Genomic DNA, 26,248 nt, shown 5'->3' on the forward strand with positions numbered 1-26,248 from the left:
GAAGAGGCGTTTTTGGACACCCCCGCCACTCCCCCACGATTTTCCCCTCCCCACCTGCTTGGGAACACCCCCACAAGTCGGCCGGCACCGGGGTCCCGCCCGCTTTCGTGCACAGTCTCGTGCGTCATGCAGCGCTGGTGAAGGTCTCCAGCGGGGTGGTGCGGTCCACGCCCTCGTAGCCGATGATGCCGGGAACGGACCTGAGCCCGGTCTCGTCCATGCCGTTGAAGACGTTCAGCCCCGTATCGCCCGTCTCGATCCACAGCCCGCTCACCAGGTAGCCGGCCAGCGCGTGCATCGGCGGCGCTTTGGTGAAGTCCATGGCCTCACCACTGAAGTACGGGTTCTCCAGCACCGAGAACCCGGTCACTGTCCGTCCGACGACGGCGGCGACCGGCTCGGGCCACGACGCCCGCCATGCATGCGGTCGCCCAACGACCTGGGGTACGACCGAGAAGTCGATCGTGCCCCAGGTGACGGACAGCGAGTCCCATTTGTCCCAGGCCAGCTCCAGCTGCGACCCGTCGTCGAAGCCCAGCACGAGCGGCATTCCGCCGAACCAGAGCCTTCGGTCAGGATCCCAGCCGGTCCGGCCGGCGGTGATCCGCCGGCCGACCAGCCCGAGCAACCGGTCCCGCTGGCGCCCCAACTGCGTGGCCGCGGCCACGAAGTCGGAGCGCCAACCGGACATCGCCGTGTCCCACAATCTGCGCCGACTCCTTAATACTGCGAGTTGTACCAGTACCCGTACGTGGTCCCATCCGGTGCGACCCACCCACCTTCCCCTGTGGTCTTGTTGACGACCTTCCAACCGGCGGGCTCAGGCTTGCCGGTGACCGGATTGTGGTACGACGTCGACGTTACGTTGTTCCCGCGAAAGTTTTTCTGCGGGTTCTTGGCCAGCCATGCCGCCGCGTCCTGCGCGTACTGCTCCCGGGAGATCCCCATCGGCTTCGCATGCTTCTCCCAGTGCATTTCGAACTGTTCGTCGATCGAGCTCTTGTTGCCTTTGCTCCAGAATTGCCTGTATTCAATCGGGCAGGCGTTGTGCGCCAGCACCGGCGTGTCGCCGGCGAGCACGTAGAACGTGTGGATGCTGGCGACGGTGAGGTTGTAGACCTGCTCCTGCTGCTGCCAGACGCGGGTCCGCACCACCTCGACCAGGCGTCCGCCGGGAGTTAGGAGGACGTCGCCACCGACGAGGTCGACGGCGTCGACCCAGCGGTCCCGATGCGCGACCCAGAACGGGTGCCCGTCGGTCGCGACGACCACGCCCTCGGCGCTGCCCGCCGCGCCGTCGGTGTCGACGACGATCTCGACCAGGGTCTTCAGACCAGTGCCGATGATCACGGCGCGCACGGGCTCCGGCGCGGTGCTTCCGGTCTCGGGCTCCGTCGCCAGCACGAGGTCGTCGACGCTGACCTCGTCGATCGCCTTCGTCGAACCGTCTGCCATCAGGACCAGGGTGTCCGGGGTGAACGAGTTCCGGCAGAGCCCGTCGGCGCCAACCCCCGCCCCACCCATCTTGCCGAGCGCCTTCATCTGCGCGGCGTCCGCCAGGGAGCCTGTCGTCATCTGACCGCCGCTGCTGGTCAGCGCCTGCTTGCGGGTGGGCTCGAGCCGCTGGATCGAGATCAGCAGCACCGGGTCCATCTCGCCGTAGAAGCCGCTGGACGCCGCCTGCGTGATGACGAACCCGACGGCGTCGTTGCCCTCGTACGGGACGGCGAGCGCGTTCTTGTCGCTGCCGAGGTACCCCTCTGCGCCGTTGGCCCACCATTCGATGGGCATGCCGTTCGGCGCGTTGACGAAGTCGGTCATGTCGACGCCGTTGAGATAGCTCCGGCCGTTGTACTGGACCGTGACGGTGCCGTGCTTGTAGATCTTGATGACCGAGCCGTTGCCGCTTTGTTTCCCGCCGACGCAGGAGGCGCTCTGCGTGTGGCACCGGGTGACCCCGTCAGGGCGGCAGGTGACCTTGACGCAGACGGTGTTCGGCTCCGGGATCCACTCCTCACCGCCGTCCATGTCGCGCATGAGACCGGTGCGGTCGCTGAAGGTGATCGGGTTGCTGCCGGCGTACGTGTAGCCGTTGAGGGTCTGCGAGTCGGTGAAGTCCAGGATCGGGTCGATGGAGGCGAACCGGCCGATGGCAGGGTCGTACTGCCGCGCCCCGATGGTCGTCAGTCCGGTGGCGGTACTGACCGGCTGGCCGAGGAAGCCCCGGTTGTCCAACCACGGCCCGGTGACGCCCCCGCGGGGCGCTCCGTACGGGGTGCTCTGCCGCCACGTGGGGTTCTGGGCGGTGCTGTCGAGGTACAAGCTGGGCGTGCCGTGCCCGTCGGTGAGCTGGAAGGTGATCGCGTTCGCCGCGGTGCCGGTGCGGACGCAGGTCGCCCCGCCGGGCAGCGGGTAGTAGCGGGTGCCGGTGACGACGCCCGTCGCGGTGTTGAGCACGTGCTGCTGACCGGGCAGAGACAGCGTGGTGGTGCCCGGGTCCTTCTGCAGCAGCAGCTGACCGTCGGCATCGTAGATGAAGGTGCTGGGGCCGGCGGTGCTGCCGGTGACGCTGGTCAGCTTTCCGGAGTTGTTCCAGAAGAGGGCCTGGTTGCCCTCGCCCGCGTTGCGGCTGGTGGTGTTGCCGGCCTGGTCGTAGCCGTAGCTCGTCGTGCCCGCGCCCGGGCCGGTCGTGGTGGTACCGGTCAGCGTGTGCGGCTGCCCGGCGCCGTTGCCGTTGTAGGTGTAGTTGGTGCTGGTGTCGGTGCCGCCGGTCGTGCTGTGCTGCACCTGCGTCGAGCGCTGGCCGAGATTGTCGAAGGTCCAGGTCGTCCAGTACGCGCTGGCGGTGCCGAGACTGTCACCGACCATGGCGTGGTTGCCGGCCGTCGGGGTGACGGCGCAGGCGTCGGTGGCGGTCCACGCCGCGCTCAGCCGGCGCAGCCCGTCGTAGGAGAAGCACTGCGTCTCGGTCGGCGTCCCGGCACCGAGGCGGGTGCTGGTCTGCCTGGTGATGTTGCCGGCCAGGTCGTACTGGTAGTTCTGCTTGTCGACGTTGGTGGGCGTGCTGACCGCCCGGGTGACGATCTGGTCCGTGACGAGCCCCGTGTGCTGGTCGTACACGGTGGTCATCGCGGCGATGTTGGGCTGCGCGCCGATGATCTGGTAGTCGGACCTGCCCTGCTCGTCGTACGACACGCCCTCGGCGTAGCCGGTCAGGCCGCCGATCGACGACGGCAGGTCGAACACGCCGGAGTAGCCGAAATTGACCGTCTCGGCGGGCAGGCCACCCTTGAGAGGATAGATGTTCTTGAGCAGCAGCCCGGTGTTGGACGAGTACTGGTGCAGGAACGTGTACGACCCGCCGAGGTTGCCTTCGGGGATGCCGGGGATGGTGTAGGTCTCACCGGTCGAGGAGCCGTAGGCGGTGAAGCCCTTGGCCTGCATCACGTACGCCGACCCGCCGCGGTAGGCGGTCTTGGTGGTGAGGTGGCCGATCGGGCGGGGCATGCCGGGCACCATGTTGTCGGAGTTGTCGTACACCCAGGAGTCGGTGCGGTTGGCATTGGACTGGGCGGCGACGGTCGCGTTGTACTGGTCGGTCTTGCGGTTCATCGCGTCGTACTTGTACGACACGACCATCGACCTGGCGTCGGTGCTCTGGGTGACGTTGCCGTTGCCGTCGTACACCTTGTGGCTGGTGCCGGCGTCCGGGTCGGCCTGGTCGACGACCTGGCCGAGCAGGTTGTACGTGCTGACCCACTGGGCGCCGGCCGCGTCGGTGAACGTGGACCGGTTGTGGTTGCCGTCGTAGCCCCAGGTCGTGGTCACCTTCGTGCCACCGGTGACGCTGAAGACGCCGGTGAACGTGTTCGAAGGCACGTTCAGCGTCGGCGGTGCCGAGTACTGGCTGATCTCGACCTCACGGCCGAACGCGTCCAGCAGGACGCTCGTCGTCGTGCCACCGGCCGGTGGGATGACCGTGGTCCGGTTGCCGTTGTAGACGGTGGTGGTGGTGGAGACGGCGACACCGTTCTTGCTGCGCACCTCCCGCGCCTCGCGGCCGAGTCCGTCGTAGACGTAGGTCGTCTGGAGCGGGACCTGCGCGGTGAGGGCGGCCGCGGACACCGGCGTCGTGTTCGGCAGCGTCGCGCTGTCCCACCACGAGGTGTTGACCGAGGTGGTCCAGCCGCGGCTGTCGTAGAACGAGTCGGTGACGAGCCGGCCGCTCTTCGCCGACGTCGCCTGCGTCTGCCGCGGGCGCAGCAGCGAGTCGTAGATGAGCGTCGAGGTGCTGTAGCCGAGGGAGTCGTTGAGCGTCTTCGTGGTGACCGCGGTCTGTCCCGTGTTGGACAGGTCGTAGGTGTACAGCAGGTCCGCCGGCGCGCTGGTGGGACGTGACGCCCTCCAGACGCTGGTGCCGCGGCCGAGCGCGTCGAACTGGTAGGTCTCCGTGACGTTGTTCGCGTCGACCGAGCTGACGATCAGGCCGCGGCGCGGGCTGACGGTCGTCGTCTTGGCGTGCAGGAGCGCGTCGGTGACGGTGAGCGCCGTATTGAGTCCGACGCTGTTCATCGTGTACGTGGTGCTGGTGGCGCCGCCGTTGGCGTCGTAGACGGTCTTGGCCCGGCCGTAGCTGTCGTACTTGGCCCGGCTCAGCGTCTGCAACGTGTACGCGCCGGCGGTGTAGCCGCTGGCCTTGCGGGTCATGGTCGGGTTCGCCAGGGTCGGCGCGGCCGTCTGCGGGAATGTGGTGTCAAACGACTCGTCGTCGTAGAACGTCCGCATGAGCGCGATGACCTGTGCCGGCCGGGACACCGACGCGGGCGCGGTGAGGGTGTTGAACGACGCCGGGGTGGCGGAGTTCGCACCGGCTGTGAAGCCGCCGCACGCCTTCGACACGGTCTCGGTCTCGGCGACCAGGCCGACGAGGTTCTTCGCCGCGTTCACCGGCGCGTAGGTGGTGCTCTCACACTGGTCGTAGGCGGCGACGACCGGCGACGTGTGCGTGTACACGCGTTGCAGCAGGCCGAACGTCGGCGAGGTGACGCTCGCGTCGTACGAACTGTCGGCCTGCAGGTACTGCCAGGTCGTGGGCGCGGACCCGGTGATCGCCTGCCGGGTGTAGGTCTTCGCGACACCGGTCCGGCGGGCGTTCAGCGGCGACAGGCCGGTGCGGGTGCGGGTCGCGGTGGCGTCCGACACCCAGAAGGAGGTGATCGTCGAGTTGTCGACGGGTCCGTCCTTGCCGAGGTACCGGGTGGTCTCCATGGCGCTGCCGGCGAGCTCGTCGACGTCCTCGTGCACGCCGTTGAGCGAGTCGGTCAGGTTCACCACGGTGGTGTTGTTGTTCTTGGACATGCCGCGGTAGTAGATGGTGCGGGACTGGGTCTGCGGGTCGTTGGCGCCGTCGCCGGTCAGGGTCTGGACGTCGCCGTAGCCGCGGAACTGGCCGTAGGTGCGGTACTTGGCCTTCACGACCTCGTTGTCGTCGTAGTGCCACGCCGCGCCGCCCGTGTACACGTAGCTGGTCGACATCGCGGGGGCGCCGCCGGTGCGGTCGGTCTGGGTCACCTTCGTCACGACGTACTTGTTGAACCAGTCCTTGATCGGCTGGCTGTAGCCGTCCGGGGTCCATCGCACCGGATAGCACGACGACGTGTTCGCCGCCGGATCGATCGTCACCGGCGTCGCACACGGGTTCACCAGCGCGTACGTCGGAGTGATCACCGAGCCCGTCTCGGTCGTGATCGACCCGATCCGGTGGCGGTAGTACGCCGGCAGGTTTGCCGTGTCGGTGCGGTTCGCCAGGGAGATCGTGCCGAACGTGACCGGCGGCATCGTGATCGCGGCCGTCGACCCACCGGTGAGGTCGGCGCCGGTCTTCACCAGCTGCGACAGCCACAGTGTCGGCGCGAGGCCACTGCCTGCCGGCGGCATCGTGTGCGTGAACGCGTACGTGTCGATCGGCACGTGCTGCGAGGTAGCGGTGTCGTACTGCTTCGTCGTGATCGACGCCAGCCGCACCGTGGAGAAGAAGCCCGGGCTCTGGCTGGTGCACGTCGCGGTCGAGGAGCAGATCAGGTCGTACGGCACGTCCGGCCAGTTCGCCTTGGTGCTGGAGTTCAGCGGCGTGCACGTGCCGGAGACACACCGGTCGCCGGGCGTGAAGACCACCTTGTTCGCGACCGTGCCGTAGGCGTTGCCGTCGGTGAAGCCGTAGTCGACGTGATCGAGGCGGCTGGCCCGGATGTAGGACCGCTTCGTCGCGCCCAGGTAGGACGCGTAGTAGTTGGTGTCCTGCGCGTAGTAGTAGGACATCGCCGAACCGTGCACGTCGGTGACGTAGTCCAGGTTCCACCGGTACGCCATCGTGCACACCGACAACGAGAACGTCGCGTTGTAACAAGGCTCCCCCGCGTGCGCGGCGTACACCGGGGACGAGTCGACCGAGTTGGTGGTCGGCATGCCGGAGACCCAGCCGGGCAGCAGGTTGCGGCCGAAATGGAACACGGTGCCGTCGCGCTGCGTCACGGTCCAGAAGTCGGTGTTGTACGTCCCCGACAGGTTCCCGGTGTTGACGAGGTGCGTGACGACCGCGCCGTTGTCGTTCTGCGGCTTCCACACCGACTTCGTCGCGTCCCAGACGAGGGCGCTGCTGGAGCCGTTGAGCGACAGCGTCAGCACCGGGCCCGCGTAGCACTGGTCGACGGTCGCCACCGGCGCCGGCGAGCCGCCCGGACTGTCGGAGCAGGAGACGAACGTCTGCTCGATGAAGGACTCCGGCACCGACCAGCCGTCACCGAGCCAGGACGCCTGCGCCTGCGTGGTGGAGGTGCGGCCGTCCACGCCGCTGGAGCTGTAGGACAGCTCGACGTTCGGCGACAGCGACCCCGGCGACGGGGGCGTCCCGATCGGGTACGAGTACGTGAACGCACCCGTGCTCGACCCGCCCGCCCACGAACCCGACGGCGTCAGCGACGTCGTCGCGTACGAACCGGTCGACGCGCCGCCGTCAGCGGCCGCGACGCTCGTGACGGCGAGGACCGTCGGCGCGCCGGACTGCAGCTGCACCGGCGCGGACACGTCGAGGTCCCTGACGTTGTTCGACGACTGCAGCGGCGTCTGCACCCGGCACTCCGCCAGCTGCGGGGTGCTGGTCGCGCACCCGGGCAGGCCGACGAGGCGCAGCCGTGAGCCGTAGTTGCCGCCATACGCCTGCGCGAAAGCGTCGTAGTCGAGGCCGATGCGGGCCTCGCCCTCGCCGCGGACGCTGAGCAGGACACCGCTGACGCCGGCGTCGAGGGCCCGCTGGTGGTCCAGGACCTGCACGTCGACCTTCGACGGGCTCTTCCCGGTGGACACGGCCTGCGCCCACACCGGCGTCCCGGCGGCGGTGGCCCGGTCCGGTGACACCGTGACCGACGCGGAGGCAGCCTTCGGCCACGTCGTCGCCGTCGGCCGGTACAGCTCGTCGACCTTCGTCCGGTCCGTCGCCAGCGGCGGGATCTCGAACACGCCGGTCACCGACGGGCCGGCCGCCGGGCGTGGCGGCTCGGGGCTGCGCGCCCCGATCCCGGCGACGGCGAAGACCACCGTCGCCGAGGCCCCCACCGTCACCGCGGCGGCGAGGGCCGCCACATACGGTCTTGTCTGCATTTTCCGCAGCATGGTGCGCGGACCGTCCATTGCGCTCTCCCTGAGCTCGGTCGTCCGGGTGATCGGTGCGCGGGCCGGGGTGGCCAGCCCGCGCACCGGGGTTTGGGTCAGCGGCACTGAGCGAAGACGCCGCCAGGGGATGGTGGGGCGCAGCCGTCGACCGGGGACCGTCAACGGTCGCCCGGTGGTGTCGGCTGTCGAAATCCGTGCGCGCGTTCTCGGCTCACGCCCCGCAGGGCGCGTGCGGCTTCGGCTCACGCCTGCCGGGGCGCGTGCGGCAGCCTCAACGGCCTCGATCCAGGCGTCGAGGGCATCGTGGGGGTGCCGGATTCGCCGATCGTGGTCGGCGGGCAGGCCGGCGCAGGGCGCGCGGCAGCTGCGGAACATTGGACATGGTGAAGCCTTCCCTCAACATCAGCCGATGGCGTCCATGAGGGTTGCGGGCATCGCTGCCCGCCCCCGTGCCGAGCACTCTCGCATGCCGCGAAACACATCGCGGATCACGAATTCGTAACATGTAAATCGCTGAATATCTCGAATCGCCTGTAACAGCACACATGCCGCTGGTGGCGAACGCCACGCCCAGCGGGACAGTCAGCAAACTTTACGAATAAAAAGGGCAAACTCTCCAGCGAGAAGCTGCTCGCGGAGGATGTCGCCGTGGCCGCAGTGCTGGGCGAGCTCGCGCAGCACGTACAGGAGCACCCAGCGCAGCGGCTCCAGCTGCCTCGTCACCCACCGGCGGATCTGTAACCGGCGCCTGAAAACGGCCTGCCACCGGTGGGCCTTCAGCGCCCTGTCCTGCTCGCCCGGCGCCCGGTTGCTCTACGATCGGCGCCGCGCCGCAGGCGACACCTAAGCCGGCGCGCTACGCCGCGTCGCCAGCTGCTTCCTCAGCGGCCTGCACCACTGCCTCGCCGCCGGCGAAACGTACGCCGAGCAGTGCGCGTTCCCAGAGCGCGACCCGGCCGCAGGCGGACGCCGATAGCAGGCCAGCGCGGGGTGGTTGGCGGCGGCCGGAAACATCTGAGTGCAACCCGATGCCCGGCCGCTCCCAGCCACCCGATGCACAAGCGGCACACCGCATCACCCGTCAGACGAACCCGCGACGCGGATGGCGGTCGGTCGGCGACTCGAACGCCAGGCTGGCCGGGACGCGCGACTGACTGATAGTCGGCACGCCTCACCGCCGACGCCACCAAAGGGTGAGAAACTCGCCGCTATGAAGGGCACCCGCGGCACCGCCATGACGATGCACCGCCTGCCGAAACGGCCCGCTCCGCAGACGCATCCACTGCTGCGCCCCGTCTGCTACTCCGTCAACGGCGAACCCTGCCGGGTCGTCATCAACCCGGGCGCCACCGGCACGATGCGACGCGGGAAGATCCTGGCCCGCGTGCACCCGCAGCGTCTCATCCCGCTCGACCGACGCCATTCCGCGATGGACGCCCCAACAGCGCTCGACGCCCGCCGACCGCCCAAACCTGTGTCGCGAAAAGCAATGGGCATCGCCAAGGGCAAGTTGCGCCGCGGTGAACCCATCGCGTTACCGCCCATCCCCAGGCAGGACAGCGGCCAGTATCGGGGCGACCCAGGCGAACAGGCCCAGCGTCCGGCGCGGAGAAGCCCCAACGGGCGCCCGTGATTCGCGCCAAGCAGGCCGGGAAGTGGCCGTCATGCCGGGACGTCGCCGAGCAGCAGCACCACCGGCTGGTCGTCGACCCGGTACGCGACGTCGCCCCGGCGCGGCACGCTCCCGCGGGCGGCGACGCCGGTGAGGGTCCCGGCGAGCCGGCCCGCGAACGGTTCGGCGCCGCCGTACCCGATCCGGCCGGCGAGCCGGACGGCGTCGACGAGCGTGGCCCAGGTGACCGGCGCGGTCCTCGGCGGCGGCGAGGACGGCACCGTGTCGCCGCGGCCGCGCCCGCCGTAGCCGAGCGTGGCCAGCACGGCCACCCCGACGGCGACCGCGGCGGCGGCGACCCCGGCGACGAAGCGCCGGCTCATTTGCCCGGCGCCGGACTGGCGGCGGCGTCGCAGACCCGGGCGGCGTCCTCGAAGCGCTGCATCGCGGCGGGGTCGTCGGCCGGGATGCCCGCCAGCTGCTGGAACCCGTCCGCGCCCGGGTCGGGGTAGTCGAGGCCCTGCCCGCGCATGCACTGGGCGTAGCGCACCTGCTGATCGAGCTCCTCCGCGGTGGGCTTGCGCAGCTCACCGCCGTTGGGCAGGAACCTGCGGCAGGCGTCGAACGCCTAGCCGTCGGCGTTGAGGTCGATGGCGGCGGGACCCGGGGTCCCGCCGCCCGCGCCGGTGACGATCCGCCCGTCCTGGGGGTCGGGCATGTCCACGCCGTGCTCGCGCATGCACTGCGCGAACTTGAGGGCCTGTTCCTGGTCAGTACCGGCGGACGAACCGCCACGGGACCGGCCGGCGCACGCGGTCGCGCCGGCGAGCAGGACGACGCACACCAGCACCATCTTGAGTTTCAACATGTGGCGATCGTGGCGACCGGACCGTGTCGGCACGGTGTCCCGCGACGACACACGGACGCCACCTACCGCCGGTGCCTACACCGTCACCCCGGACCGGGACCAGCACAGCGGCGTGGAGCATTTCCGGTTGACCACGTTCCAGCGCAGGCTGCCGGCCGCCCCGCTGATCGTCGACCTGCTCGACACGGCGACCGGTGCGCTGCTGTACGACACGTCGGTGCCGGTGGGTGTCGTACCGTGGACGCCGGCCACACCTACACGATCCGGCTGTAGTCCGGCACCGGCTGCTACGGCTGAAACCGCCGGCAACGTGGTCAGGAGCCGGGCGGCAGGGCCCGGGCGGTGCCGACGAGGTGTGCGGGCACCGGGTCCTGCGCGGTGACGAGACGGAGCACGGCCTGGTGCCCCGCCTCCACGGGCAGGATCCGCGCGGCGTTGCCGGCCACCTTGCCGTCCTGCGTCTGCGCCACGGTCGCGGTGTACGTCTGGGCGGCGGCGTCCTCCAGCGACTCGAGCACCGTGGCGAGCTCGGTGACCGTGGACGCCCGGCCGATGTCCTTGAGCGTCTGCTTGGCGATCGGCAACGCCGCGGCGGGTGTACCGGTCCACGCCGAGACATGGTCGCGGTGATGGTCGCGGAACGTCTGCAGGAGCGCGGTCACGGCGGGCGGCACCGCACCGACCTTCCCGTCCGAGGCCCGCCGCAGCGCGGCGTCGTAGGCGTCGACGAGGAGCCGTTCGAGGGCGGCGCCGTGGGCGGTGACCCGGCCCGGGTCCGCGTACGGCGAGACCGTGGGAGCCGGCGCTCCGGCATCGTCCGACGCGCAGCCTGCCATCGCCGCCGCGCCGAGCCCGGCGACGCCGAGCAGGAGCCCGCGGCGGGTGGCCGTCACAGCGCCCCCTCGTCGGCGGGAGAGGCGCGGTCGACGGCAGAGAGCGCCCGCGGGACGCCCGCCGTGAGCGCCGATGACGGCAGTTTCGCCGCGTCGGTACCGAGGGACAGGCCCGCCGTTGTCAGGTGCTGCAGGACCAGGAGGGTGGACAGCTGCTGGGCGCCCGCGCCGGCGGCTCCCGCGAACAGCTGCCGCAGCTGCGGCGTGGGGACGATGACGACGTTCTTCACGTACGTCTGGACGGTCACGTCCTGCACGGTCGCCGCCAGCTTCACCGCCTCCAGGACCGTCGTGAGCTTGGCCAGGGTTGACTGGACGACGCCGGCGTACTTCGGGTTCGGCCCGTCCTGCGCCTTCCCGCCCGCCTGCACGGCCGCGTCGTTGAACGCCCGGCTGCGCTCGGTGTGCATGGCCGCGGCCTTGGTGAACAGGTCGACGACAGCGGCGTCCGCGTCGAGCTTGCGGGCGGCGTCGTACACCGTCGTCGCGAGGTTCTCCAGCGAGGCCGCCGTCTGCAGCAACTTGACCACAGCGCCGGCGGGACCGGTGGACGGCGCCATCTCCACATTTCCTTCTTACCGGACCTGCCACCATCCCGGGCCATATCATCTGAAACCGTGACGGTTCCCGTGATCCTCTCGGAGCTCGACCAGTGGCTCGCCGTGAACGCACCGCGGACGCTGTCCCTGCTGAACCCGCCCGCGAGCCAGGAACAGCTGCGGGAGCTGGAGTCGCGGCTCGGGTTCGCGTTGCTGCCCGAGGTCGCGAGCACCCTGCTGTGGCACAACGGGACACCGGAGGAGATGGGCGGGTTCCAGCCGGCGCCGACCTTCTGGCTCACCAGCGCGGCCGGCGTGGCGAGGGACGCCAGCAAGCTGCGGGCCACCGCGGACGGGACCGACGAGGAGGCCTGGGACGAGGCCTGGGACGAGCACTGGGTGCCGATCGGTGCCGACCGCTGCGGTGGCTACCTGGTCGTCGACCACAACCCGGACGTGGACACCGGTCGAACCTTTCTGTGGGAGCCCGAGAACGGTGAGGGTGCAATGGGGTCGTGGACGGGTCTTGAGGAGTTCTACAGCGAGCTCCGGTCCGCGCTCTTCAGCGGAGCCCCGTGGCTGGACAACAGTCGCCAGATCGTCGACGGCGGGGTGGAGTGGGAGTGACCCTCGCGTCAGGCAACCCGGCTGCGATCACGACTGCTCAGTGGACAACCGGCTTGTCAACCTTTCAGCCGATTCAGGACCGCCACTGATCCGTAATAGCGGACATAGCTGCTAATAAGCTTGGAAAAACCCCCTGGTGTGATTTTTCCGCTCTTGCTGGGGTGTGCCGACCTCCCCCTATGCTGCAGCGCTGCCATCAGGCCCACCTCGCCGTGCGGGTCACCGATGGCGGCGCACCGTTGTCCGGGCGACCACCCCAACGGTGCCGTTGACACACGACGGTGGGGTATTCATGCAGCAGACCGGCCGAAGGGCGCTGAACGCGTTCCTCGTCCTGGCGCTCACGTTCGGCGCCGTCGCGATCGCGATCGCGCCGCAGGTGACCGCGTCGGCGGCGGACGTCGGGTCCGACGACTTCACGTCAGGTCCGGCCAGGCTGCCGGGCGAGAGCGCCGAGGCGTACCTGCAGCGGCTCAACGCGCCGAAGGCCTCGCTGGCGGAGGAGATCGCCCAGGCTCGGGAGGACGCGCAACTTCCCGGTGCGATCATCGGCGACCCGCCCCGCACCGACGACGACGGTGGCGCGCAGTTCGTGACAGCGGCGCTGGACGATGACGAGGCTGACATCAGGTACTGCCAGAAGACCCATGAGTTCTACAAGGCGACCAGCAGGCCCGATCCGTGGTACTTCGGCAACCGGGCCTGGGCCTGCCAGGTCGAGGACTCCGTCGACTACCTCCACAAGGATTGCGACGGCGCGTCGTGCGCTGTCGTGGGGCGCACGACGTTCCGCCTGACGACGGTCGGCCGTACCGGCAACAAGGGTCGCACCATCGACTGGGTGACGCGCATCGACCAGCTCAAGCTGGAGTTCGGCAATCCCGCCCTCTGGCTCACCGCCCCGCTGCAGCTCTCGGTCACCTGCCAGGCGCAGACGTCAGACGGCGGTGAGTGCGTGCCGGGCGAGGCCGAGACGAAGACGCTCGCCGGGTGGGAGCTCGCCGGCACCCACAAGCAGAAGATGACGGGTCTGACCACCGGCCCCACCGGCTGGGAGCGGACCTCGTTCTCCAAGCACAAGACAGCCAACCTGCGCATCGATCCGAAGGTGTCGACGTTCAAGTTCCAGGTGGCCGCCCTCAACAGGATCAACCCGGCTCCGGGCAGCAGCGGGCTCCACCTCGGACAGCACACCACCGGGCGGTGCGACACGGCGCAGTACCTCGGCAAGGGCGGCCCGGGCGGGTGCGTCTTCGACGAGGTGAACGGCATCCTGGAGTACGAGTACGCCGGCCCTGCGCAGGAGTCGGTCTACTTCTTCTACCAGGCCTACCGGTACCTCGACCGGGTGAAGAAGAACCCGCCGGCCGGCGTCTACATCCCCGGCAGCTTCGACAAGCGCCCGCTCAGCTTCATGACCCGCAACGTCTATGAGCAGAAGACGCGGTCCAAGGTCCCGAGGGAGTGCACCCGGCAGAACGGGGGCAAGAACTACACCATCGGCGCCGACGGCGTCACCGAGTACGAGTGCGACGAGATCCCGTTCAACTCCACCTATGAGGCGGCGCCGTTCGTCGACGACATGAACCCCGGCACGAAGGCGACGTGGGCGGCGAAGATCGTCAAGGAGAGGGACAACAACGCAACGGGGCACGCCCTTGGGGAGTTCTACAAGAAGCATCGGATCCTCAGCAAGGACAAGTTCGTCGTCAAGATCAATAACGCGCCGGATACGTGTGCGGAGTGCGAGAACATGCCCCCGATGGGTGGCGGCGACCTTGACCCGCTGATCCCGCTGCCCCTCGAAGACCCTGACACCGACGAGTCCTTCACCGGCGACGAGCCGGCACCCGTCGACGAGCTGCCGGCGCCGAACGTCAGTGTCTGGGGTGACCCGCACCTGGCGACCGTCGACGGGCTGCAGTACGACCTGCAGTCGGTGGGCGAGTTCGACTTCGCGGAGTCCGAGAAGTACGGCATGAAGATCCAGACCCGGTTCGCCTCGGTGGACAGCGCCGGGGCCTGGTCGGGTCTCGCGGCGGCTGCGGTGCAGGCGGGCGAGCACCGGGTGGAGTTCACCCAGGGCGGTTCGGTCCGGATCGACGGCAAGGACTTCGACCTGCCGGCGGAGCACTTCGTGGACCTCGGTGACGGCGCGACCGTCCGGCGTACCGGCGGCAAGCTCGCCGTTGCCTGGGGGGATCTGCAGGACAGTCCGGTCATGGTGTGGCTGCCCGGCAGCCGTGCGGCCGGTATCGGGCTGCACGTCCCGGCCGACGCCGGCCTGCGTGGGCTGCTCGGCAACGGAGACAAGAACCCGAAGAACGACCTGAAACTGCGCGACGGCACCCAGCTGGCCGCCGACACGTCGCCCGCGGTGCTGCACGGCGTCTATGCCGACTCGTGGCGGATCGCCCAGGCGTCGTCGCTGTTCACCTACGAGAACGGCAAGAGCACCGCGAGCTACACCGACAAGTCGTACCCGAACAACGTGGTGACGATCAATACGCTGACGGCGTCCGAGGTGGCGGCGGGAACCGAGGTGTGCACGGCGCACGGCGTGGCGGCCGGGCCGCAGTTCGAGGCGTGCGTGGTCGACGTCGTGCTGACGTCCAACGCCGAGTTCGCCGCGATGGCCGCGCAGCGCAAGGAGATCGCCATCGATCCCCATGCGGCGACGGTCAATGCGGCCGGGGACCTGTCCGTCGACTTCGAGGGCGCCAGCCTGCCGTCGAACCTCGCGCCGCCGACCCTGACCACCGACGCCGCGGCGACGTCGTTCGCCGGGCCGTTCAGCGGCCGGAACGCGTCGTACCGCATGTTCACCCAGCAGCTTCCGGCGCACCTGCAGGGCAGCCTGTCCTTCGACGTCGTGGCCGTGGGCAACTGGGGCGGCGACGGCGACGTGGAGAAGGTGAGCCTGCAGATCGACCGCAAGGAGGTCTGGTCGCAGGGGTACGACGGCACGGTCACCCCGCAGCGCACCGGCACCCTGGCCAACGGGCAGCCGTTCGCCGTGTACCGGGTCACCGTCCCGCTCACCCACCGGATCAGCCAGCTGGAGGCGGTGTTCACCGCCGCGGGCGTCGACGGCCTGGCCAACCAGGGCTTCGGCATCGACAACGTCGCGCTGCACGTCGACCCGGTCGCGCCGCAGGTCTTCGACGTGACGCTGCCGGCCACCATCGGCGACGGCGTCCCGGCCGCGGGTGCCGGCACCATCGAGACGCCGGTGTCGCGCGACGAGTACCGGATCACGGTCAAGCAGGGCGAGGCGCTGTACGTCGACACCATGGCGTGCCTCGACGGCAACCTCGACTGGCAGCTGGTCAACGACGCGACCGGTGCCGCCGCGCTGACCGGCGGATGTGCGGGTGCCCAGAGCGGGCCGCTCGCCGCGGGCGCCTACCGGCTGGTCGTGCGCGCGCCGCTGGAACGTACCGGCACCTACAGGATGGCCGTGTCGGTCGTACCGCCGCCGCAGCGCTTCGACGTGACGCTGCCGCTGACCGTCGGGCCGGACACCCGCCCCGGCGACGGAGCCGGGGACCTGGAGACCAAGGCGTCGGCGGACGAGTACCGGTTCACGCTGACCCAGCCGCAGGCCCTGGCCGTGAGCCTGCAGTGCCTGAACTACTGCGCTGAGCGGCAGATCGTCAACGAGGCGACCGGCGCGGTCGTCACCTTCGGCTACTCGTCGAGGGACCGTACGAAGGTCCTGCCGGCGGGCACCTACCGCCTGGTGGTCCGCACGTCGCCGGCGGACGCGAAGACCGGCCCGTATGGGCTCGAGGTCACCGTCATCCCGCCCGCGCAGACGTTCGCCGTGCAACTGCCGTTCGCCGTGTCCGACGGGGTTCCCGCGGCCGGCGCCGGCAGCCTGGAGGCGCGGGCGTCCGTCGACGAGTACCGGTTCACGATGACCCAGGCGCAGGAGGTGTACGTCGACACGACCACCCCCGACGGCCGGTACTTGTACGGGGCCGAGTGGACGCTGGTCAACGACGCCACGGGCGCGACGGTCGCGGGGCCGTCCTGGTACAGCGAGCTGACCCGCCAGCTGCCCGCCGGCACGTACCGGCTCGTCGTCGACTCGGGCTCCAACCAGGTCACCAAGTACGCCCTGCGGGTCAAGGCGAGCCCGCCGCAGCGGATCGACGTGACGCTCCCGCTCAAGGTCGACGCCGGTGCGTTCGACAGCGGTGACGAGCGCGACGAGTACCGGTTCACGCTGACCGGGGAGCAGACCCTGCGATACCTCGGCGGCGCCTGCTGGAGCCCGGGCGCGACGATGCGCCTGAGGAACACCGTGACCGGCGCCGTGCTCGCCGAGGGCGCCTGCGACGACGACCGGACCATCCAGCACGTCCCGGCGGGCTCCTACGCGCTCCTGATCGCCGCGAACGGCAAGGCCTTCCACTACGGCCTGGAACTGTTCGTGGTGCCGCCGCCGCAGTCGTTCGACGTGGCGTTCCCGGTCAGCATCGCCGACGGCGTGCCCGCTTCGGGCGCCGGCAACATGGAGACCCGCGCGTCCGTGGACGTGTACCGGTTCACCCTGCCGACCGCGCAGAGCCTGTACATCGACGTGCAGGGCTGCCTGCCGAGCATGCCGCAGTGGCAGCTGCTGGACGACGTGACGGGCACGCCGGTCGCCGCGGAAAGCATGTGCGCCGACGAGCGCACCGGGCTGCTGCCCGCCGGCCGGTACCGGCTGGTCGCGTCGGCCCGGTCGGCCACGGGACCGTACGAGATCACCATCTCCCCGCTGCCGCCCGCGCAGCAGTTCACCGTCCCGGTGCCGTCCGAGATCCGCAACAACACGCCGGGCGTCGGCGCGGGCCAGCTCGAGGACAAGATGGCGGTCGACGAGTACCGCTTCACCATGGCGGACAACCAGCTGCTGGCCATCGACGCCGGCACCTGCACCGCCGACACGGTGTTCGAGTACCGCATCCTGACGGCGACCGGCGACACGGTGCTGTACGGCGGGTGCTCGCACGCGCAGACCCTCAGCCAGGAGGGCGTGTACCTCGGCCCGGGCGACTTCACGCTGTCGGTACGCTCGTTCGAGGAGCGCTCCGGCGCCTACCGCATGAAGCTGAGGACGCTGCCGATGCAGCCGACCGCCCCGGTCCGGCTGACCGCCACGTCCGACGCCCCGCGCACCGTGGAACTCACGTGGAGCGGCACGGGCACGGCGGCGCAGACGCGGATCTTCCGCGGCGGCAGCGAGGTCGCCGTGGTCCCCGGCACGGACACCACGTTCACCGACCGTCAGCTCGACGGGGGCTCCTACATCTACCAGGTGCAGGAGGTCAGTGCCGCGGGCACTACCGGTGAACAGAGCGACATGGTCACGGTCGAGGTGGCGGCCTCGACGCCGTTCCAGGTCAACCACGCCCGCTGCGGCACGGCCGGATGTGCCTACACCACGACGGTCGGCGCGGACCCTGGTCACCCGGACACCGGCGGCCGCGAGCTGACCGACGGTGTGCTCGGCGAGGCGTCGTACGGTGCGCAGTGGCAGGGCCGCAACGGCGCCGGCAGCTACAGCGCCACGATCGACCTCGGCGCGTCCCGCAACATCCGGGAGATCACCACCGGCTGGCTGCAGGCCCGGCAGGACTTCGTGTTCCTGCCGAACCGGGTGACGTACTCGGTCTCGGAGGACGGTTCGCAGTACACCCAGATCGCCGCGATCGACCGTCCGGCGGTCGACGGCACGGTCCAGCGGAAGGACTACCGCGGTTTCGGGTTCGACGTGCGGGCACGGTACGTCCGCGTCGACGTCGACGGCGGCACCGCCTGGTCGATGGTCGACGAGGTCGGGGTCTGGGGCTTCGGCGACGGTGTCGCGGCGCCGGTCGGCGTGACCGCCACGCCGGTCACCGCGATGCAGCAGGTGCAGCTCGACTGGACCGGCAGCGGCGCCGCCGTGCAGACCTACGTCTACCGCGACGGCGAACGCGTCGCGCAGCTCGACGGCGGCGACCGCTGGTTCGGCGACCGGCAGCTCGAAGGCGGCCGGACGTACACCTACCAGCTGGTCGAGGTCGACGGCGCCGGCAACAGCTCGGCGATGAGCGATCCGGTCACCGCCGAGCTGGGGGTTCGGCCGGTACCGGCCGTCAACCTGGCCCGGTGCGGCGCCGCGGACGGCGCTGCCGGCTGCGCGTACACCACCACGTCGGCGGCCGACCCGAGCTGGCCCGACGCCGGAGGCAGGTCACTCACCGACGGGCTCAAGGGCGGCGCGTCGTACGGGCCGCGCTGGCAGGGCCGCAACGACGGCGGCAGCTACTCGATCACCGTCGACCTCGGCAGCGCGCAGACGATCGACGAGATCAGCACCGGCTGGCTGCAGGCGCAGCAGGACTTCGTGTTCCTGCCGGGCTTGGTTGTCTACCAGGTGTCCCACGACGGGCAGAACTGGCTCAACGTCGAGTCCGTCCAGCGACCCGACGCCGGCTCCGCGGTCCAGCGCAAGACCTACCGGGCCATGGGGATCCAGGCCTTCGGACGCTACGTCAGGGTCGAGGTCGACGGCGGCACCGCCTGGTCGATGCTCGACGAGATCGAGATCCGTGGCGCCGACACGCCGGCAGCGCCCGCGGGCCTGTCCGCCACGGTCGCCGGCGCCGACACCGTCACGCTCGACTGGACCGGCAGCGGCACCGCGCAGGGCTACTTCGTCTACCGCGACGCCGACATGATCGGCTACGCGAGCAGCCCGCAGTACGTCGACCGGCACGTCGACCCGGACCGCGCGTACCAGTACACGGTGGTCGAGTACAGCATCTGGAGCCGGTACTCCCCGCAGAGCGCACCGAAGGCGGCGGTCACCGCACCCCGCAACCCGGCGCTCGTCAACCACGCCCTGGGCCGCGGCTACACCACCAGTGTCGCCGCCGACCCCGCCTACCCGGACGCCGGCGGGGTGTCACTGACCGACGGCACCCGCGGCGACCTCGTGTACGACTCCCGCTGGCAGGGCCGCAGCGGCGCCGACGTGTACTCGGTGACGCTGGACCTCGGCACCTCCCGGCACCTGCGGGAGCTCAGCACCGGCTGGCTCGCCGCTCCCGCCGACTGGGTGGCTCTGCCCGGCACGGTGACGTACTCCGTCTCCACCGACGGCGTCACGTTCACCGAGGCCGGCACCGTCGACCAGCACTGGTACGCGTGGGCGATGGCCACCCACAACTACCGGCTGACCGGCCTGGACGTGGACGCCAGGTACGTGAAGGTGACCATCGAGGGCGGCTCCAGCTGGTCGATGATGGACGAACTGGAGGCTTACGGAACCCCGTGACGGACGAGCGGCCGGCGGTCACCGTGCGGTGATCGCCGACCGGCGGCGTCCGGTTGAGCGGTCAGCGCGCCGGTTGAGGACCCGAAGTCAGTCAGGCGTTGGGTCAAACCTCGCCGGGAGGTGCTCACCCAAATCATCTCGGTCAGGCGTACATCTCCTCGATGACGGTGGCGTGCTTCGAGGAGACGATGCGGCGGCGGAGCTTCAAGGATGGGGTCAGCTCGCCGGTCTCGGGGGTCCACGCGGACGGCATGATGCGGAAGGTCTTGATCTGTTCGGGGCGGGACAGGCGCTCGTTGACCGAGGCGACCACCGCCGACACTGCCGCGTGCACGGCAGGGTCGGCGGCGAGCGCGGCGAGGCCGACGTCCGCGAGGCCCTGCGACGCGGCCCAGACGGGGACGACCTCCTCGTCGAGGACGATGAGCGCGGTGATGTACGGCCGCCGGTCGCCGATCGTGACGGCCTGGCCGATCAGCGGGCTGACGCGCAGCAGGTTCTCGATCTGTGCGGGGGAGATGTTCTTCCCGCTGGAGGTGATGATGAGCTCCTTCTTGCGGTCGGTGATGGTGAGGAACCCGTCCGCGTCGACGGTGCCGACGTCGCCGGTGGAGAGCCAGCCGTCGGTGTCCACGATGGACTGTGTGGAGCCGTCGGCGTTGAGGTAGCCGAGGCAGACCAGCGGGCCGCGGACCTGGATCTCGCCGTCGTCGAGCAGGCGCACCTCCATGCCGGCGTTGGCCCGGCCGACGGTGCCGGGGCGGAAGGTCGTGGGGGTGTTGATGGTCGCGGTGCCGGTCGTCTCCGTCATGCCCCACACCTCGAGCACGTCGACGCCGAGGCCGGCCAGGAACACCAGCACGTCCACGGGGATCGGCGCGGCGCCGCTGCCGGCCCAGTGCATCTCGTCGAGGCCGAGCAGGGCGCGCATCGGTGCCAGTACCTTGGCGTCCAAGGCGGCGAGCTGCGCTGCCTGGTCCTCGGCCAGGACCTTCCCGTCGGCCCGGGCGTGGAAGCTCTCCCGGGCCAGGCCGCTGGCGGTCTCGAACGCGGCCCGGACCGCCGGGTCGGCGGCGCCCAGCTGGGCCTGCACGCCGGCGGCCATCTTCTCCCAGACGCGGGGGACGCCGAAGAACGAGTGCGGCCGGACCGCGCGGAGCGCGGCGACGAGCTGCTTGCCGTCGGTGACGATCGTGGCGTGCCCGACGCGGTAGAGCAGGTTGTAGATGCCCAGGACGCGTTCGGCGATGTGGGCGAGCGGCAGGTACGCGAGGGTGCGCGGGTGGTCGGGCACCGCCACCGCCCCTTCCAGGACCGCGCACTGGTAGACGACGTTGCGGTGCGACAGCAGGACGCCCTTGGGGTCGCCGGTGGTGCCGGAGGTGTAGAGCAGCGTGACTGGCTGCTCGGTGCGCACCTGCCGCCACGCCTCCTCGAACACCGTCGGGTCGGCGGCGTGCAGCGCGGCCCCGCCGGAGGCCACTGTGGACAGTGCGGTCGTCTCCGCCTGTGCCGCGTCCTCCTCGACGACGATGACGTGCTCGACGGCGGGGAGGTCGCCGAGGACGGCCTGCCAGCGTCGCAGCTCGGGCAGGCCGTTGACCACGATGATCTTCGCGCCGCTGTGCTGGGCGATGTACCGCAGCTGCTCGGCGCTGAGGGTGGCGTAGGCGGTGCAGGGGACGGCGCCGAGGTGCACGGCGGCCAGGTCGGCGACCCAGTGCTCGATGCGGCTCGGCAGGCTCATGATCATGCGGTCGCCGGGGGAGAGGCCGAGGGCGCTCAGCCCCCGGGCCACGGCGGCGACCCGGTCACGCAGCTCCAGCCAGGTGACGGTGTCGTCGGTGTTGAAGGTGCTCAGCGCCACCAGATCGGGGTGTTCGGTGGCGTTGCGGTGCAGTAGTGCGGGAATGCTCGTGCCGGCGGCGATTTCCGCGCAGCGCGTCGCGAGGTCCAGGTTGGCGGTCACGGACTCAGCCTCCTCGGCCGACGGATCAGCTCTGGAGGGACTGTAACTCCGGATTAACTTATTGGGAAGAGATCCGACGTCAGGCGCGTGAACCGTGATTCAGGCGTGCAAAGCCGCCAGTGCGAGACCGGCGGTCTGCGAGGAGTAGCCGGGGGTGCGGTCGAAGCCGCCGAGGCGGCCGATGTCGGTGACCACGTTGAGTGCCGCGTGGACGAGGACCCGCGTGTCGGCGACCGGCAGCTCCGGCCGGACCGCGCCGACGAGCCGCACCCACTCCTCGACGTGCCGGCGCTGCGCTCCGCGCAGCTGGTGCCGGTCGGCGTCGGGCAGGTTGTTGTTCTCGGCCAGGTAGACCGCGACCAGGTCGCTCTGCCCGAACGCGAAGTCGACATACGCCGCCACGACCCGCCGCAGCGCGTCGGTCGGGTCGCTCGCCTCCGCGATCGCCGTGCTCGTCGCGCCGGTGAGCCGGTCCGTGGCCCGGTAGTAGGCGGCCGCGAGCAGGTCGGCCTTGCTGGGGAAGTACCGGTAGACGCTGGACGCCTGCATGCCCGCCGCGCGGCCGATGTCCTCGACGGAGACGGCGTGGAAGCCGTGCCGGTGGAAGAGCCGGATCGCCTCGATGAGCAGCAGCTCGCGGCGCGACGCGGGCTTGATCACCGCGGGCGCGTCCACGCCGCCCGCCGGCAGCTGCGGCGGGTCGGCGCGCAGCAGGGTCCACGCGACCCGGGTCAGCAGCCGCGCGGTGTCGGTGCCGGTGGCCGCCACGCGGTGCGTGGTGACGCTGCCGAACGCGCTGAGTGCCGCGTTGACCAGCAGCTCCGCCTGGCCCGCGGCCAGCTCGGGCCGCATGGCGCGCAGCGGCCCGGCGAGGCGGCCGACCAGCTCGGTGAGGCCCGCGCCGAACTCGCGGCGGTGCTCCACGGTGAGGTACCGCCGCTCCCACTGGTACAGCCCGGCGGCGCGGCGCCTGGCCACGGCGATCCCGGCGACCGCGGCGAGCAGCTCGTCCAGGGTGCCCTCGGTGGTGGCGGCGAGCAGCGCGTTGACGACGTCCCGGGTGGCGTGCACGAGGATCGCGTACTTGTTCGGGAAGTGCCGGTAGACCGCGGGTCCGCTGATGCCGACGACCGCGGCGATCTCGTCGACGGACACCCCGTGATAGCCCCGCTCGCAGAACAGCTCGGCGCCGGCCAGGGCGATGCGGTCCTTGCGGTCCTTCGGCCGCTTCGCCGGCGTGGCGGGCTCCGCGCTGTTCGCTGCTGTTCGCACACGGTACAGGTTAACGCCGCCACGACAACGCTTGACAACTGAGCGCACCGGCACAGAAAGTTAGTCGGGATTCGCATCCGAGAGCGTCTAGGCGAGGAGTGGTCATGGCATCCGAGGCGTACATCTACGACGCGCTGCGCACGCCGCGCGGCCGCGGCAAGCCCACCGGAGCGCTGCACTCGGTGAAGCCGGTGTCGCTCATCAGCGGCCTGATCGAGGAGGCACTGCGCCGCGCGCCCGGCCTGGACCCGGCCCGCATCGACGACGTCGTGCTCGGCGTCGTGTCACCGCTCGGCGACCAGGGCGCCGACATCGCCAAGACCGCCGCCCTCACCGCCGGGCTGCCCGACACCGTCGCCGGCGTGCAGCTCAACCGGTTCTGCGCCTCCGGCCTCGAAGCGGTGAACATCGCCGCGCAGAAGGTCCGGTCCGGCTGGGAGGACCTCGTCCTCGCCGGCGGGGTCGAGTCGATGTCGCGGGTGCCGATGGGGTCCGACGGCGGCGCGTGGGCCCTCGACCCGGAGACCAACTACGACACCGGCTTCGTGCCGCAGGGCATCGGCGCCGACCTGATCGCCACCCTCGACGGGTACAGCCGCGAAGACGTCGACCGCTACGCGCTGCAGTCGCAGACCAGGGCCGCGAAGGCCTGGGCCAACGGCCACTTCGCCCGGTCCGTCGTGCCGGTGCGGGACCGCAACGGGCTCGTCGTCCTCGACCGCGACGAGCACCTGCGAGCGTCCACACTGGAGGGTCTCGGGCAGCTGCCGGCGTCGTTCGCGACGATCGGTGAGCTGGGCGGGTTCGACGCCGTCGCGCTGCAGCGGTACCACTGGGTCGAGCGGATCGAGCACGTGCACACCGCCGGCAACTCCTCCGGCATCGTCGACGGCGCGTCGCTCGTCGTCATCGGCAACGAGGCGGTCGGCGCCGCCGCCGGCCTGACGCCCCGCGCCCGCATCGTCGCCACCGCCGTCAGCGGCGCCGACCCGACCATCATGCTCACCGGCCCGGCACCCGCCGCCCGCAAGGCCCTCGCGAAGGCGGGCCTCGGCGTCGACGACCTGGATCTCGTCGAGATCAACGAGGCGTTCGCGGCCGTGGTACTGCGGTTCGTCGCCGACCTGGGACTCAGCATGGACATCGTCAACGTCAACGGGGGCGCCATCGCCATGGGCCACCCGCTCGGCGCGACCGGCGCCATGATCCTCGGAACCCTCACCGACGAGCTGGAGCGGCGCGGCGGCCGCTACGGCCTCGCCACGCTCTGCGTCGGCGGCGGCATGGGCATCGCAACCGTCATCGAACGCCTGTAGGGGGACACAGACATGGCTGACACCATCCGCTGGGAGCGCGGCGAGGACGGGATCGTCCTGCTGACCCTCGACCACCCGGGCCGCTCCGCGAACGTGATGAACGACGAGTTCGGCGAGAGCCTCGTCGCCACCGTGGACCGGCTGGAGCGGGAGCGCGACGGCATCACCGGCGTCGTGCTCACCTCCGCCAAGCAGACGTTCTTCGCCGGTGGCGACCTCGAGTCGCTGGTGCGGCTCACCGACGCCGCGGCGATCGACGCCGACACCCGCCGGCTCAAGCAGGCGCTGCGCCGCCTGGAGACGCTCGGCCGGCCGGTCGTCGCCGCGGTCAACGGCTCCGCGCTCGGCGGCGGCCTGGAGATCGCGCTCGCCTGCCACCACCGCATCGTCGCCGACGACGCCCGTATCGAGATCGGCTTCCCCGAGGTGACGCTCGGGCTGCTGCCCGGCGCCGGTGGGGTCGTGCGCAGCGTCCGGCTGCTCGGCATCGCGGACGCGCTCACCAACTGGCTGGTCCGCGGCCAGCGGCACCGCCCTTCGGCCGCGCTCGAACACGGCCTGGTGCACGAGGTCGCGCCCCGCGAGGAGCTGCTCGACCGGGCGAAGGCGTGGATTCTTGAGCACCCCGGCGCGGTCCAGCCGTACGACGTGAAGGGCTACCGCATCCCCGGCGGCACACCGTCGACACCCGCGCTCGCGGCCCAGCTCCCCGCGTTTCCGGCGACCCTGCGCAAGCAGCTGAAAGGCGCACCCTACCCGGCGCCGCGCAACATCCTCGCCGCCGCCGTCGAGGGCGCCCAGGTCGACCTGGAGACGGCGTTCACGATCGAGGGCCGGTACTTCATCGAGCTCGCCACCGGTCAGATCGCCAAGAACATGATCAAGGCGCTGTTCTTCGACGTGCAGGCCGCCAACGCGCGCGGCGCCGCGGCACAGAAGTTCGGCAGGGTCGCGGTCCTCGGCGCGGGCATGATGGGCGCGGCGATCGCGTACGTGTGCGCGAAGGCCGGCATGCAGGTGCTGCTCAAGGACGTCACCGTCGAGGCAGCCGCCCGCGGCAAGGCGTACTCGGCCCGGGTCCTGGCGAAGAAGCCGTTCCTGCCCGCCGAGGAGATCCTGGGCCGGATCACCCCGACCGCGGACCCGGCGGACCTCGCCGGGTGCGACCTGGTCATCGAAGCCGTGTTCGAGGACCCGGGCCTGAAGCACAAGGTGTTCGCGGAGGTCCAGGACGTCGTCGCGCCGGACGCGCTGCTGTGCTCCAACACCTCGACGCTGCCGATCTCGCTGCTCGCCGAGGGCGTGACGCGGCGGGAGGACTTCGTCGGGCTGCACTTCTTCTCGCCCGTGGACAAGATGCCGCTCGTCGAGGTCATCCGCGGCAGCGCCACCTCCGCCGCCGCCGTGGACCGGGCGCTGGGTGTGGTGCGGCAGCTGAAGAAGACGCCGATCGTCGTCAACGACAGCCGCGGGTTCTTCACCAGCCGGGTCATCGGCACGTTCACCAACGAGGGCGTCTCGATGCTCGCCGAGGGCATCCCCGCCGCCACCATCGAGCAGGCCAGCTCGCAGGCGGGGTACCCGGCGCCGGTCCTCGCGCTGATGGACGAGCTGACCCTCACCCTGCCCCAGAAGATCCGCCAGGAGACCGCGGCCGCGGTCGTCGCCGCCGGCGGCACCTGGACCCCGCACGCCGCCGACGCCGTCATCGACCACCTGATCGCCGCCGGCCGCCCCGGCCGCTCCGGCGGCGCCGGCTTCTACGACTACACCGACGGCCGGCGCGCCGGCCTCTGGCCCGGCCTGCGCGACGCGTTCGGCGGCACCAACCTCGACGTCCCCCTCACCGACCTCATCGAACGGATGCTGTTCATCGAGACCCTCGAGACCATCCGCTGCCTCTCCGAAGGCGTCCTCACCTCCGCCGTCGACGCCAACGTCGGCTCCATCCTCGGCATCGGCTACCCGGCCTGGACCGGTGGTGTCCTGCAGTACGCCAACCAGTACCAGGGCGGCCTGCCCGGCTTCACCGCCCGCGCGTCGGAGCTCGCCGCCCGCTACGGCGCCCGCTTCGGGCCGCCCCAGCTCCTGCTGGACAAGGCCGCCCGCGGCGAACGCTTCGAGTAGCCGTCAGAGGGTGCGGGCTCCCGACCCGCACCCTCTGCCGCG

General features: G+C 70.6%; 15 protein-coding genes and 1 pseudogene. 5 read left to right on the forward strand and 11 right to left on the reverse strand.

Annotated features, from left to right (window positions below; genetic code table 11):
* Positions 1-124: 124 nt before the first annotated feature.
* From ACZ6TV_RS50830 to ACZ6TV_RS50840, 3 genes and pseudogenes are all read right to left on the reverse strand, one after another.
* Positions 125-691: a hypothetical protein gene (locus ACZ6TV_RS50830; protein WP_465308161.1), complete on the reverse strand. Its 567-nt coding sequence runs from the start codon at positions 689-691 to the stop codon at positions 125-127.
* Positions 692-720: 29 nt separating this feature from the next.
* Positions 721-7,656: an RHS repeat-associated core domain-containing protein gene (locus tag ACZ6TV_RS50835; RefSeq protein WP_465308163.1), complete on the reverse strand. Its 6,936-nt coding sequence runs from the start codon at positions 7,654-7,656 to the stop codon at positions 721-723.
* 594 nt (positions 7,657-8,250) lie between these two features.
* Positions 8,251-8,451, reverse strand: a pseudogene (locus ACZ6TV_RS50840) (mycothiol transferase); the annotation flags it as partial.
* Positions 8,452-8,878: 427 nt separating this feature from the next.
* On the opposite strand from ACZ6TV_RS50840, the gene ACZ6TV_RS50845 reads away from it, so the two are divergent.
* A complete protein-coding gene (locus ACZ6TV_RS50845; RefSeq protein ID WP_465308165.1) occupies positions 8,879-9,301 on the forward strand; it encodes a hypothetical protein in 423 nt (140 codons plus the stop codon).
* Between the two features lie 29 nt (positions 9,302-9,330).
* Here ACZ6TV_RS50845 and ACZ6TV_RS50850 read toward each other — a convergent pair whose 3' ends face one another.
* The 6 genes from ACZ6TV_RS50850 to ACZ6TV_RS50875 form a co-directional block, all read right to left on the reverse strand.
* A complete protein-coding gene (locus ACZ6TV_RS50850; RefSeq protein WP_465308167.1) occupies positions 9,331-9,663 on the reverse strand; it encodes a hypothetical protein in 333 nt (110 codons plus the stop codon).
* Positions 9,660-9,830 carry a hypothetical protein gene (locus tag ACZ6TV_RS50855; protein WP_465308169.1) on the reverse strand — a complete coding sequence of 57 codons (171 nt, stop codon included), beginning with the start codon at positions 9,828-9,830 and terminating at the stop codon, positions 9,660-9,662. The genes ACZ6TV_RS50850 and ACZ6TV_RS50855 overlap by 4 nt, the downstream gene beginning before the upstream one ends.
* A gap of 78 nt (positions 9,831-9,908) precedes the next feature.
* Positions 9,909-10,148 carry a hypothetical protein gene (locus tag ACZ6TV_RS50860; RefSeq protein WP_465308171.1) on the reverse strand — a complete coding sequence of 80 codons (240 nt, stop codon included), beginning with the start codon at positions 10,146-10,148 and terminating at the stop codon, positions 9,909-9,911.
* Positions 10,149-10,223: 75 nt separating this feature from the next.
* Entirely contained in the window at positions 10,224-10,400 is a 177-nt protein-coding gene (locus ACZ6TV_RS50865) for a hypothetical protein (RefSeq protein ID WP_465308173.1), read from the reverse strand.
* A gap of 62 nt (positions 10,401-10,462) precedes the next feature.
* Complete coding sequence (locus ACZ6TV_RS50870; protein ID WP_465308175.1) at positions 10,463-11,041, reverse strand: ferritin-like domain-containing protein; 579 nt, start codon at positions 11,039-11,041, stop codon at positions 10,463-10,465.
* A complete protein-coding gene (locus ACZ6TV_RS50875; RefSeq protein ID WP_465308265.1) occupies positions 11,038-11,601 on the reverse strand; it encodes a ferritin-like domain-containing protein in 564 nt (187 codons plus the stop codon). Before ACZ6TV_RS50875 ends, ACZ6TV_RS50870 begins: the two co-directional genes overlap by 4 nt.
* 57 nt (positions 11,602-11,658) lie before the next feature.
* Between ACZ6TV_RS50875 and ACZ6TV_RS50880 the strand changes: the two genes are divergently transcribed.
* Positions 11,659-12,207 (forward strand): SMI1/KNR4 family protein, encoded by a 549-nt coding sequence (locus tag ACZ6TV_RS50880; RefSeq protein WP_465308177.1) that lies wholly within the window; start codon positions 11,659-11,661, stop codon positions 12,205-12,207.
* 292 nt (positions 12,208-12,499) lie between these two features.
* Positions 12,500-19,522 carry a discoidin domain-containing protein gene (locus ACZ6TV_RS50885; RefSeq protein WP_465308179.1) on the forward strand — a complete coding sequence of 2,341 codons (7,023 nt, stop codon included), beginning with the start codon at positions 12,500-12,502 and terminating at the stop codon, positions 19,520-19,522.
* Positions 19,523-19,664: 142 nt separating this feature from the next.
* Here the strand turns inward: ACZ6TV_RS50885 and ACZ6TV_RS50890 are convergent, their stop codons facing one another.
* Positions 19,665-21,491, reverse strand: coding sequence for an AMP-dependent synthetase/ligase (locus tag ACZ6TV_RS50890; protein WP_465308181.1), 1,827 nt, complete (start codon positions 21,489-21,491; stop codon positions 19,665-19,667).
* 99 nt (positions 21,492-21,590) lie between these two features.
* Positions 21,591-22,763 carry a TetR/AcrR family transcriptional regulator gene (locus ACZ6TV_RS50895; RefSeq protein WP_465308183.1) on the reverse strand — a complete coding sequence of 391 codons (1,173 nt, stop codon included), beginning with the start codon at positions 22,761-22,763 and terminating at the stop codon, positions 21,591-21,593.
* 104 nt (positions 22,764-22,867) lie between these two features.
* Between ACZ6TV_RS50895 and ACZ6TV_RS50900 the strand changes: the two genes are divergently transcribed.
* Both ACZ6TV_RS50900 and ACZ6TV_RS50905 read left to right on the forward strand, forming a co-directional pair.
* Positions 22,868-24,079 (forward strand): acetyl-CoA C-acetyltransferase, encoded by a 1,212-nt coding sequence (locus ACZ6TV_RS50900; protein WP_465308185.1) that lies wholly within the window; start codon positions 22,868-22,870, stop codon positions 24,077-24,079.
* A gap of 12 nt (positions 24,080-24,091) precedes the next feature.
* The gene (locus ACZ6TV_RS50905) at positions 24,092-26,206 is read left to right on the forward strand and encodes a 3-hydroxyacyl-CoA dehydrogenase NAD-binding domain-containing protein (protein ID WP_465308187.1); all 2,115 of its coding nucleotides are present in this window, start codon (positions 24,092-24,094) and stop codon (positions 26,204-26,206) included.
* Positions 26,207-26,248: the final 42 nt, after the last annotated feature.

Source organism: Dactylosporangium sp. NPDC051087 (assembly GCF_055586325.1).

Excerpts from the sequence above, each read along its gene's own strand:
- ACZ6TV_RS50845 (WP_465308165.1), top strand. The coding sequence starts at position 8,879 with ATGAAGGGCACCCGCGGCACCGCCATGACGATGCACCGCCTGCCGAAA.
- ACZ6TV_RS50900 (WP_465308185.1), top strand. The coding sequence starts at position 22,868 with ATGGCATCCGAGGCGTACATCTACGACGCGCTGCGCACGCCGCGCGGC.
- ACZ6TV_RS50885 (WP_465308179.1), top strand. The coding sequence starts at position 12,500 with ATGCAGCAGACCGGCCGAAGGGCGCTGAACGCGTTCCTCGTCCTGGCG.
- ACZ6TV_RS50835 (WP_465308163.1), bottom strand. The coding sequence starts at position 7,656 with ATGCAGACAAGACCGTATGTGGCGGCCCTCGCCGCCGCGGTGACGGTG.
- ACZ6TV_RS50860 (WP_465308171.1), bottom strand. The coding sequence starts at position 10,148 with ATGTTGAAACTCAAGATGGTGCTGGTGTGCGTCGTCCTGCTCGCCGGC.
- ACZ6TV_RS50850 (WP_465308167.1), bottom strand. The coding sequence starts at position 9,663 with ATGAGCCGGCGCTTCGTCGCCGGGGTCGCCGCCGCCGCGGTCGCCGTC.
- ACZ6TV_RS50875 (WP_465308265.1), bottom strand. The coding sequence starts at position 11,601 with ATGGCGCCGTCCACCGGTCCCGCCGGCGCTGTGGTCAAGTTGCTGCAG.
- ACZ6TV_RS50905 (WP_465308187.1), top strand. The coding sequence starts at position 24,092 with ATGGCTGACACCATCCGCTGGGAGCGCGGCGAGGACGGGATCGTCCTG.
- ACZ6TV_RS50830 (WP_465308161.1), bottom strand. The coding sequence starts at position 691 with ATGTCCGGTTGGCGCTCCGACTTCGTGGCCGCGGCCACGCAGTTGGGG.